Below are 11,555 nucleotides of genomic sequence, written 5' to 3'. Positions count from 1 at the left end.
GCCCCATGACCGCCCACCGAACGAGCGTGTCCGAAAGTCGGGTTTGTGCTGACCGGGCGCTGCCAAGGAATGCCCCATGGTGGAGAACGACGCGGCTCGGGCCGCCCACGTGGCACGCGACTACTACGACACGAAGGACGTCGACGGCTTCTACGCGCAGGCGTGGGGCGGCGAGGACATCCATGTAGGTGTGTACACGGCCCCACACGAATCAATCGGCACGGCATCCCGCCGAACCATCGACCGCATGGCCGCGAGGGTGAGCGACGGGCTCGGCCCCGACAGCACCGTCCTGGACATGGGCTCGGGCTACGGCGGCGCGGCCCGTCGCCTGGCCGCCGAGTTCGGCTGCCGTGTCGTGGCCCTCAACATCAGCGAGACGCAGAACCGCCGCCACCGCGAACTGAACGCGCAGCACGGCCTCACCGACCTGATCGAGGTGGTGCCGGGTTCCTTCCAGGACATCCCCGCCCCCGCAGGGTCGTTCGACGTCGTCTGGTCCCAGGAGGCCCTCTGCCACAGCGCCGACCGACCCGGCGTCCTGCGCGAGGCGCACCGGGTCCTGAGGCCGGGCGGCCACCTGACCTTCACCGACATCATGGCCGCCGAGCACGCCCCCACCGACGCGCTTCGGTCGATAGCGGAACGCCTGAGCCTGCCCCCGTTCGCCACCGCGGCCCACTACACCGACCAACTGCGGGCTCTCGCTTTCACCGAGGTGGAGTTCGACGACCTCACGGACCACATCCGAACGCACTACGACCGCCTCGCCGAGGAACTCCACACCCCGAAGCCCGGCCTGCTGGACGCGGTGAGCACCACCTACGTGGAAACCCTCCGCACCAGCCTGGACCGCACGGCCGCGGCCTGCCACGACGGCTACTTCAGCTGGGGCATCTTCCACGCCCGCCGCACATGACCGGTCCCACCGGAGGGCATCGCACGCTGCCGCCCGACGCCACCGGGGACCTGCCCGCGCCGACTTCACGCGTGCATCCCTGTTCGATACGTTTGCACGTGCGGACAGGTACTGAAGTTGCGGGCGTGGCGGGGGAAACACATGAGTGGTCATCGGCCGTCGGACTGGCATGTCCTTGATCTGGAGAAGGATCCGACGCCGGGTGATCCGCACCGGGTGCGGTCGCTGGCGAAGAACCTCCACGACTTCGCGGACGATGTCGGCCGGGTTCTTCGTGACATCAAGGGGATGGCGGGCGACGAGGCCATCCTGACGTGGGTGGGCAAGACCGCGGACGCGTTCACGGAGAAGTTCGAGGATGCGCCGGACAAGCTGAAGAAGCTCAAGAAGAGCTACGAGATGGCCGGGGATGCGCTGTCGGCGTACTGGCCCGATCTGGAGCGCGCCCAGACCCTGGCCGACAAGGCGCTGGTCAAGGGCCGCGAGGCGCAGGCCGACCTGACCTCCGCCAAGTCCCGCCTCACCTCGGCGGACTCGTGGGTGGACAAGGCGGGCAAGGAAGCCGACAAGTACAAGGACAAGCCCGGCGGCGGCAAGGACGTGCCCAAGCCGGACGAGGACAAGGTCAAGGCCGCCACCCGCAACGCGCACTCCGCGGAGAAGGCGCAGAAGTCCGCGCAGGGCGATGTGGACTCCGCGCAGAGCGCGCTGGACGCGGCGAAGAAGATGGCCGACGACGCCCGCAAGATGCGGGAAGAGGCCGCGGGGACGGCCAAGAAGAAGATCGACGAGGCGTCCGACGCGGGCATCCCGAACCGCAAGTGGTGGGAGGAAGTCGGCGACTGGGTCTCCGACAACTGGGACACCATCGTCGAAGTGTGCAAGGTCGTCGTCGCCGTCGTCGGCGTCATCGCGATGATCATCGGCGGCCCCATCCTCGCCGCCATCGTGATCGTCGCGGGCGCGATCGTCCTGGCCGACACCTTGAGCAAATACGCAAAAGGCCAAGCCACGTTGATGGACGTGGCCTTCGCCGCGATGGACTGCGTCCCCGGTATGAAGGGCCTGACCACCGCCGCGAAACTCGGCAAGGGCCTCAAGGGACTCAAGGGCGGGCTCAAGGGGTTCAAGTCCGCGCGCACGGCGCTCAAGGACGGGGCGAAGGGCGCGTACAACCGGGTCAAGAGCAAGATCAAGGGGCGCGGCGATCCCGTCGACATGGCTACCGGGCAGATGTTCCTGGATGAAATCGACCTCGCCCTGCCCGGCACGCTCCCGCTGCTCTTCACCCGCCGGGTCGCCTCCGGCTATCGCACGGGCGGCTGGTTCGGTCCGAGCTGGACCTCCACCCTTGACCAGCGTCTGGAGGTCGACGAGAGCGGTGTCGTCTTCGTCACCGAGGACGGCATGCTCCTGGAGTACCCCCACCCTCCGAGCCCGGACGCCATGACGCTCCCGGATTCAGGCCCCCTCTGGCCGCTGGAGCGGCTGGAGGACGGCGGCTATGCCGTCACCGACCCGCTGACGGGCCACACCCGCCACTTCGCTGCGCCGACCGCCGATGACGGGGTGGCGGTGCTTGTGCGGATCCGCGACCGCAACCACAACACCATCGATTTCGACTACGACGCCGAAGGCACTCCTCGGGCGATCCGCCACAGCGGTGGATACCGCCTCACCCTGACCGTCGCGAACGAACGCCTCACCGCTCTCTCCCTGGCGGGCGCGAGGGAAGACGGCGGCGACGTCACGATCAAGCAGTACGCGTACACCGACGGAAACCTCACCCGCGTCGCCAACTCGACGGGTCGCCCCCTGCGGTTCACGTACGACGAGCAGTTGCGCATCACGTCATGGGAAGACACCAACGACAGCCGCTACGACTACGCCTACGACGCCCACGACCGCTGCGTCGCCCAGCAGGGCATGGCCGGGCACCTGGCCAACACTTTCACCTACGAGGCGAGCCATCCCGCGTGGCCCGGCTTCCACGTCACCGAGGTCACCACGGCCGATGGCGCCACCTCCCGCTACGTCGTCGACGAGCGCTGTCTGATCATCGCCGAGATCGATGCGCTCGGCGGCACGGTCACCACTGACTACGACGCCCACCAGCACGTCACGGCGACGACGGATCAACTCGGCCACACCACCCGCATGGCCAACAACACACTGGGGCGGCCGGTCCGGGTGACGCGGCCCGACGGTTCCGTCGTACAGGTCGAGTACAACGCCCTGCACCTCGCCACCCGTATCGACCTGCCGGGCGGAGCCGCCTGGCAGTTCACCTACGACGAGCGGGGCAACTGCACTCTCACGACCGATCCGTCCGGGTCACGGTCCCACGTCACGTACACGTCGGCGGGCCACCCGGACACGATCACTGACGAGCTGGGGCACACCACCACCGTCCTGTGCGACCCGGCCGGCCTGCCCCTCGAGATCCGTGATCCCTTGGGTGGGACCACGTCATGGCAGCGTGATGCTTGGGGGAGGCCAGTGGCACTGACCGACGCGCTGGGGGCCGTCACCCGTCTCACCTGGTCGGCGGAGAGCCGCCTCCTGCGGCGTATCGCGCCGGACGGTGCGACGGAGTCCTGGACGTACGACGCCGAAGGCAACCACCTCACGGAGACGGACCCATTGGGCCATGTGTCGCGTTTCGAGTACACCCACTTCGACGTGCTCACGGCGCGCACAGGCCCGGACGGCTGCCGCTACACCTTCGACTACGACTCCTCTCTGCGCCTCACACAGGTCACCAATCCGCAAGGCCTGACGTGGAACTACGTCTTCGATTCTGCCGGGCGCCTGGTCCGCGAAACGGACTTCGACGGCCGCGAGACCACGTACGCCTACGACGTGGCCGGGCAGCTGACGTCGCGGACCGACGCCCTCGGGCAGATCATCGCCTTCGAGTACGACTCCCTCGGCCGGACCACTCGTAGGAACGTCAACGGCCGGTCCTCGACCTTCGCCTACGACCCAGAGGGGCAGCTCTGCTCAGCCATCGGGCCGGACAGCACCGTAGCCATCCGCCGGGATCCTGTCGGCCGCGTCCTGTCCGAGACGGTCGATGGCCGCGAACTCCGCTACTCCTATGACGCTCAGGGACGTCCCACCGACCGGGTCACCCCCTCCGGAGCCACCAGCTCCTGGGCCTACGACGCGGCCGGTCGGCGGACCCGCCTGACCGCTTCCAACCGTGTGATGGAGTTCGAGTACGATCCGGCCGGCCGCGAACTCTCCCGGCACATCGGCACGTCGGTCACGCTCACCCACGGCTTCGACGACACCGGGAGGCTGACCGCACAGGCGATCACGACCGCCCGGTCCCGCGAGCCCATCCAGCACCGGGCCTACACCTACCGTGCGGACGGTCATCTCACGGGTGTCGACGATCAACTCTCCGGCTCGCGCCGTCTCGAACTCGACACAGCCGGTCGGGTCACCGCGGTCCACGCCAAGAACTGGACCGAGTCGTACGCCTACGACGTGGCGGGCAACCAGCAGTTCGCCACCTGGCCCGCGGGCCACCCCGGCCAGGAGGCTGTCGGCCCGCGGGCGTACGTCGGCACACGCGTCACGCAAGCGGGGAACGTCCGTTACGAGCACGACGCCCTCGGCCGTGTCGTCCTCCGCCAAAAGAGCCGTCTGTCACGCAAGCCGGACACCTGGCGCTATACGTGGGACGCGGAGGACCGGCTGACATCGGTCATCACCCCCGACGGAACGCATTGGCGCTACGCATACGACCCGCTCGGCCGACGCACCGCCAAACTGCGGATGTCCGACGACGACACGGTGGTGGAACGCACATCCTTCACCTGGGACGGCACCACTCTGTGCGAACAGACCACCGTCGCACCGGAGCTGCCCCGCCCGGTCACGCTGACGTGGGATCACCTCGGGCTGCAGCCCATCGCGCAGACGGAACGGGTCACCCCGCCCGAAGCCTGTCAGGAGGAGTTCGACACCCGCTTCTTCGCCATCGTCACCGATCTCATCGGCACACCCACCGAACTCGTCGATGAACAGGGCGACATCGCCTGGCGCACGCGCAGCACCGTATGGGGCACCACTGCCTGGAGTCTCGACGCAACGACGTACACGCCACTCCGGTTCCCAGGTCAGTACTACGACCCCGAGTCCGGCCTGCACTACAACTGCATGCGCTACTACGATCCCGAGACCGCCCGCTACCAGTCCCCGGATCCGCTCGGCCTCGAGCCTGCTCCGAACCCGGTCGCCTACGTGGACAACCCCTGCACCTGGGGAGATCCGCTCGGCCTCGCCCCGTACAACATTCACGCCTCGGTGGCGTATCAGGACTGGGGAAACAAGGGCGCCCACATCCACATCAAGAACAACGAGGTCCAGATCTTCCCCGACAACAAGGGGGGCATCGGGGGACGGCCCATCCGCCTCAAGCACGGCACGGCGAGCGATAAGGAAGTCCAGAAGGTCCTGGACGAGATTCACTCGAACCCTGCGCTCAGGGACGACATCATCGCGAAGGCCACGTCTGCCCGTGACAGCATGAACAAGGGCGAGTTCGGAATGAGTCAGAATCGTGCGGCGGAGATGCACTTCATCATCAAGAACCTCGAAAAGATGAACAAGGCAGAAGGCGGCTGATGTCCGACATCGACTTCTACGTGGAAACGGTCCTCCGGCAGACGGTTCTCGGCGTCCCTCTCGGCTCCTCTCCCGAGGAGTGGGAGAACAAGCTGGGCGGCGATTTCCTGGACGATGCCCGGAAGGGGCGGATGCGGCGGGACTACGGCCTGGTGGAGATCGCGTTCGTGCGGCGGGCGGGTGCGTGGGAATCCGTGTCCGTGTCCCTCCAGATCCACCGCATGGCACGCGGGCTGGACGGGATCGTCCCGCGTCCGCTCACGGACATCCACGGAGACTTCTCGCCGCAGGTTCCTCTCGACGTGTTCCTGAGGGCACTGCGAGCGCAGGGCGGCGATCTGGAGGAGGGCACGGAGCCGTCGTCAGGAGGGTTCCGCCAGTTCCGGGAAACGAGCACGGGAACGACGCTGTACGTGGCCGACGGGTCCGGGCAAGACGCACTGCTGGAACCAGCATCTCTCTGGTCGATCATCGTCCAGCACCAGACCGCCCCCGTACCTTCCCACCAATCCGCAACCTCGTAGAAACACACCGTAGTCACCGCCCCCACGGGCGCCTACGGTGTGCCCGTGCAACCGAGCCAACCGCCGCACCAGCCCACGCCCCCGTTCGACTTCCCCGCCGCCCGGCGTCTGCGGGAGGCGCTAGGGATGGCGCACGGGCATGTCGCCTATGGGATGCGGGCCAGTTATGGGCTCGCCTACGTCACCGCCGACACCATCGCCGCCTGGGAGCGCGGGCTCTCCTCGCCCACTTCCGCCGAGCTCACCGCGCTCGCCGCGACGCTGTGGTGTTCGCCCGGGGAGCTGATGGGGGCCGCGCGGACGCTGCGGGAGCACCGGATCGCGCGCGGGCTCGCGCCGGAGGACGTGGCGCGTGGGGCGGGCGTGGAGATTCAGGCGTATCTGCGGATGGAGGAGACCGACACCTGGCGGGGGAACGAGCGGCAGTCCGCCGCCCTTGCCGAGGTGCTGACGCTCTCCGTGCCCGACTTCGTGACCGTGACGGGGCGGTCGGAGCAGCTCGCCGAGTTGCTGCGCAGTGCCGTCAGCACCCGCTGGCAGGGGTACGTCAGGCCCGTCAGCAAGCTGCTGCCCGTGGAGAAGCGGCACGTCGAGGACGTGCTGCGGCAGATGCACGAGGACTATCAGTCACGGATGGCGCGGACGCTGAGCTGGGGCGGCGGGGCCGGTTCCGACGCGTCCGGGGAGGCCGGGCGGGACTTCCTGGAGCGGATCCTCGAACATTTCTGGTCCATGGTCCGCGGAGGTCGGGGCTGAGGCCCCTGATCCACCGGGACCAAGGGCCACGGGAGCGGTACGGAAGGGGCGTTTAGAAGACCGATTCCGCCTCGTCCATGCGGTCCTTCGGGACCGTCTTCAGCTCGGTGACCGCGTCCGCCAGCGGCACCATCATGACGTCCGTGCCGCGCAGCGCCGTCATCTTGCCGTACTCCGCGCGGTGGGCCGCCTCCACCGCGTGCCAGCCGAAGCGGGTCGCGAGGACGCGGTCGTACGCCGTGGGGGTGCCGCCGCGCTGGACGTGGCCGAGGATGACCGGCTTGGCCTCCTTGCCGAGGCGGGACTCCAGCTCGTACGCGAGGGCCGTGCCGATGCCCTGGAAGCGCTCGTGGCCGAACTGGTCGATCGCGCCCTTGCCGTAGTTCATCGTGCCGTCCTGCGGGTGCGCGCCCTCGGCGACGCAGATGACCGCGAACTTCTTGCCGCGCGAGAACCGCTCCTCGACCATCGCGACCAGGTCGGCGGGGTCGAAGGGGCGCTCGGGGAGGCAGATGCCGTGGGCGCCGCCCGCCATGCCCGATTCGAGGGCGATCCAGCCCGCGTGGCGGCCCATGACCTCGACGACCATGACGCGCTGGTGCGACTCGGCGGTGGTCTTGAGGCGGTCCATCGCCTCCGTCGCCACGCCGACCGCCGTGTCGAAGCCGAAGGTGCGGTCCGTGGAGGAGATGTCGTTGTCGATGGTCTTCGGCACGCCGACCACCGGAACGCCCGCGTCGGACAGCATGCGCGCCGCCGTCAGGGTGCCCTCGCCGCCGATCGGGATGAGCGCGTCGAAGCCGGAGCGCTCGATGAGCTCCTTGGCGTTGTCGCAGGCCGCGCGGAAGCGGTCGCGCTCCAGGCGGGACGAGCCGAGGATGGTGCCGCCACGGGCCAGGATGCCGCTGACGGCGTTCAGGTCGAGGGCGCGGTACCGCCCGTCGAGCAGGCCCGCGTAGCCGTCCTCGAAGCCGATGACCTCGTCGCCGTAATGCGTCACGGCACGGTGCACGACCGACCGGATCACTGCGTTGAGGCCGGGGCAGTCGCCGCCCGCGGTGAGAATTCCGATACGCATCGCGCTGTGTCTCCTGCTCGCTATTGGTACTTGTGAGCCGGTCCGATTGTTCCACGGCCGGAGGGGGGTCGCCGCTCACGGATGTCCGACGGATGTGTGTCCGAGAGGTGGGCAGGGACCTTGGTACCGGCCTTGCAGGGCCTTTCGTCCGGCGGGCGACCCCATCGGGCGCAGAGGTATTGTCAAGAGGACACACCCGCGATATCGGGTGCTTTGTCCGTCTCCTCCGGCCTTCCATGCCGGGCATCCACACGACAGCGAAGCAGGACAGACAGAAGGGGAGAGCACGCGTGACGCGCAGCGTGTACGTGACCGGCATCGACCGGGGCGACGGTCGCCAGGTCGTCGAACTGGGAGTCATGGAGCTCCTGACCCGCCAGGTCGACCGGGTGGGTGTCTTCCGGCCACTGGTCCACGACGGCCCCGACCGGCTCTTCGACCTGCTGCGCGCCCGGTACCGGCTCTCGCAGGACGCGGGCTCGGTGTACGGCATGGACTACCACGAGGCGTCCGCGATCCAGGCCGAGCAGGGCACCGACGAACTGGTCTCGCAGCTCGTGGACCGGTTCCACCGGGTCGCTAGGGATTATGAAGTCGTTCTCGTGCTCGGCACGGATTTCGCCGACACCCAGCTGCCCGACGAGCTCGCGCTGAACGCCCGGCTCGCCAACGAGTTCGGCGCCTCCGTGCTCCCCGTGGTCGGCGGCAGGAAGCAGACCGCCGAGTCGGTGCGCGCCGAGACCCGCAACGCCTACCGCGCGTACGACTCGCTCGGCTGCGACGTCCTCGCGATGGTCACCAACCGGGTGGCCCCGGCCGACCGGGACGAGATCCACCAGCGCCTGGACGCCCGCCTCCCCGTGCCCTGCTACGTCCTGCCGGACGAGGCCGCGCTCTCCGCGCCGACGGTCGCGCAGATCGCCCACGCGCTGGACGGCCGTGTCCTGCTCGGCGACGACTCGGGCCTCGCGCGCGACGCCCTGGACTTCGTCTTCGGCGGCGCCATGCTGCCCAACTTCCTGAACGCCCTGACGCCGGGATGTCTGGTGGTCACCCCCGGCGACCGCGCCGACCTCGTGGTGGGCTCGCTCGCCGCGCACAGCGCGGGCACCCCGCCCATAGCCGGCGTCCTGCTGACCCTGAACGAACAGCCGGGACAGGAGATCCTCACCCTCGCCGACCGGCTCGCGCCGGGCACCCCGGTGGTCGCGGTCTCCGGCGGCTCCTTCCCCACCGCGGGCGAGCTCTTCGCGCTGGAGGGCAAGCTGAACGCGGCGACGCCCCGCAAGGCGGAGACCGCGCTCGGCCTCTTCGAGCGGTACGTCGACACCGCGGACCTCCTCAGGCGCGTCTCGGCGCCCAGCAGCGACCGCCTCACGCCGATGATGTTCGAGCACAAGCTCCTGGAGCGGGCCCGCGCCGACCGGCGCCGTGTCGTGCTACCCGAGGGCACCGAGGAGCGGGTGCTGCGCGCCGCCGATGTGCTGCTGCGCCGCGGCGTCTGCGACCTGACGCTGCTCGGCCCGGTCGAGCAGATCCGCAAGAAGGCCGCCGACCTCGGCGTGGACCTCGCCGACTCCGAGCTCATCGACCCGCAGACCTCCGAGCTGCGGGATCGTTTCGCCGCCGCGTACGCGGAGCTGCGCGCCCACAAGGGCGTCACCGTCGAGCTCGCGCACGACGTGGTGGCGGACGTGAACTACTTCGGCACGCTGATGGTGCAGGAGGGCCTCGCCGACGGCATGGTGTCGGGCTCCGTGCACTCCACGGCGGCCACCATCCGCCCGGCCTTCGAGATCATCAAGACCAAGCCGGACGCCTCCATCGTGAGCTCCGTCTTCTTCATGTGCCTCGCCGACAAGGTCCTCGTGTACGGCGACTGCGCGGTCAACCCGGACCCGAACGCCACACAGCTCGCGGACATCGCCGTGCAGTCAGCGGCCACCGCCGAGCAGTTCGGGGTCGAGCCGCGGATCGCGATGCTCTCGTACTCGACGGGCACGTCCGGTTCGGGCGCCGACGTCGACAAGGTGCGCGAGGCCACCGAGCTGGTGCGCGGGCAGCGCGCCGACCTGAAGATCGAGGGGCCCATCCAGTACGACGCCGCGGTCGAGCCGTCGGTCGCGGCCACCAAGCTGCCCGACTCGGACGTCGCGGGCCAGGCCAGCGTGCTGATCTTCCCCGACCTGAACACCGGCAACAACACCTACAAGGCCGTGCAGCGCTCGGCCGGGGCGATAGCCGTCGGCCCGGTCCTCCAGGGCCTGCGCAAGCCGGTCAACGACCTCTCCCGGGGCGCGCTCGTCCAGGACATCGTCAACACCGTCGCCATCACGGCGATCCAGTCCCAGGTCCAGCCCACCGCGTAACCACCCCCCACAGAAAGCGCCTCCATCAGTGACCGCCACTCGCGTACTCGTCCTCAACTCCGGCTCCTCGTCGGTGAAGTACCAGCTGCTCGACATGCGGGACCACTCCCGTCTCGCCGTCGGCCTGGTCGAGCGGATCGGCGAGGAGACCTCCCGGCTCAAGCACACCCCGCTGACCGGCGGCGGCGCCGAGTCCCGTGAGCGCGAGGAGCCGTTCGCCGACCACGAGGCGGCGCTCAGGGCCGTCGCCCAGGAGCTGTCCGACGACGGCCTCGGCCTCGACTCCCCCGAGCTCGCCGCGATCGGCCACCGGGTGGTGCACGGCGGGCTGAAGTTCACCGCGCCGACGGTGATCGACGACGAGGTGCTGACGGAGATCGAGCGGCTGGTCCCGGTGGCGCCGCTGCACAACCCGGCCAACATCACCGGCATCCGCACCGCCCAGGCGCTCCGCCCCGACCTGCCCCAGGTCGCCGTCTTCGACACCGCGTTCCACACGACGATGCCGGAGTCCGCGGCGCGCTACGCGATGGACGTGAAGACGGCCGACGAGCACCGCGTGCGGCGCTACGGCTTCCACGGCACGTCCCACGCGTACGTCTCGCGCCGGACCGCGGAGCTGCTCGGCAGGGCTCCGGAGGACGTCAACGTCATCGTGCTGCACCTGGGCAACGGCGCTTCGGCGAGTGCGGTGCGGGGCGGGAAGTGCGTCGACACGTCGATGGGGCTCACGCCGCTTGAGGGGCTCGTGATGGGTACCCGTTCCGGTGACATGGACCCGGCTGTGATTTTTCATCTCGCCCGGGTCGGCGGAATGTCCATCGACGAGATCGACATTCTGCTCAACAAGAAGAGCGGTCTGATCGGGCTCTGCGGCGACAACGACATGCGGGAGATCAGGCGCCGTATCGATGCCGGTGACGAAGAGGCGGCACTCGCCTTCGACATCTACATCCACCGTCTGAAGAAGTACATCGGCGCCTATTACGCGGTGCTCGGCCGGGTGGACGCGATCGCGTTCACGGCCGGGGTCGGCGAGAACGCCGCTCCGGTGCGGGAGGCTGCGGTGGCGGGCCTGGAGGAGCTGGGTCTCGCGGTCGACGGCGCACTCAATTCCGTACGTTCCGACGAAGCCCGGCTCATTTCGCCGGAGTACGCGCGCGTGGCCGTCGCCGTGGTGCCCACCGACGAAGAACTGGAGATCGCCGATCAGACGTATGCATTGGTCAGCGACCGCAACGCCTGAGCGCACGGCCGCCCATTTGTAGATT

The 11,555-nt window shown here is 69.0% G+C and carries 7 protein-coding genes; 6 read left to right on the top strand and 1 reads right to left on the bottom strand.

The window, feature by feature from the left end; genetic code table 11:
* Positions 1–76: 76 nt before the first annotated feature.
* From ABZV77_RS16810 to ABZV77_RS16795, 4 genes are all read left to right on the top strand, one after another.
* Complete coding sequence (locus ABZV77_RS16810) at positions 77–919, top strand: methyltransferase domain-containing protein (RefSeq protein WP_356256674.1); 843 nt, start codon at positions 77–79, stop codon at positions 917–919.
* Between the two features lie 141 nt (positions 920–1,060).
* Positions 1,061–5,557 (top strand): DUF6531 domain-containing protein, encoded by a 4,497-nt coding sequence (locus tag ABZV77_RS16805; RefSeq protein WP_356256671.1) that lies wholly within the window; start codon positions 1,061–1,063, stop codon positions 5,555–5,557.
* Positions 5,557–6,081: a hypothetical protein gene (locus ABZV77_RS16800; RefSeq protein WP_356256668.1), complete on the top strand. Its 525-nt coding sequence runs from the start codon at positions 5,557–5,559 to the stop codon at positions 6,079–6,081. Before ABZV77_RS16805 ends, ABZV77_RS16800 begins: the two co-directional genes overlap by 1 nt.
* 126 nt (positions 6,082–6,207) lie before the next feature.
* On the top strand, positions 6,208–6,837 hold the full coding sequence (locus ABZV77_RS16795; RefSeq protein ID WP_356257615.1) for an XRE family transcriptional regulator: 630 nt from the start codon (positions 6,208–6,210) through the stop codon (positions 6,835–6,837).
* 52 nt (positions 6,838–6,889) lie between these two features.
* Here the strand turns inward: ABZV77_RS16795 and ABZV77_RS16790 are convergent, their stop codons facing one another.
* Positions 6,890–7,915, bottom strand: a complete 1,026-nt coding sequence (locus ABZV77_RS16790; protein ID WP_356256665.1) for a 6-phosphofructokinase — start codon at positions 7,913–7,915, stop codon at positions 6,890–6,892.
* Between the two features lie 290 nt (positions 7,916–8,205).
* Between ABZV77_RS16790 and pta the strand changes: the two genes are divergently transcribed.
* Both pta and ABZV77_RS16780 read left to right on the top strand, forming a co-directional pair.
* Positions 8,206–10,284 carry a phosphate acetyltransferase gene (gene pta / locus ABZV77_RS16785; RefSeq protein WP_356256662.1) on the top strand — a complete coding sequence of 693 codons (2,079 nt, stop codon included), beginning with the start codon at positions 8,206–8,208 and terminating at the stop codon, positions 10,282–10,284.
* 28 nt (positions 10,285–10,312) lie between these two features.
* Positions 10,313–11,530, top strand: coding sequence for an acetate kinase (locus tag ABZV77_RS16780; RefSeq protein ID WP_356256659.1), 1,218 nt, complete (start codon positions 10,313–10,315; stop codon positions 11,528–11,530).
* Positions 11,531–11,555 lie beyond the last annotated feature (25 nt).

The organism is Streptomyces sp. NPDC004732 (genome assembly GCF_040609235.1).
Taxonomy (GTDB): domain Bacteria; phylum Actinomycetota; class Actinomycetes; order Streptomycetales; family Streptomycetaceae; genus Streptomyces.
The sequence above is the reverse complement of the archived record's forward strand: the minus strand, read 5'-3'. Positions and strand labels throughout refer to the sequence as shown.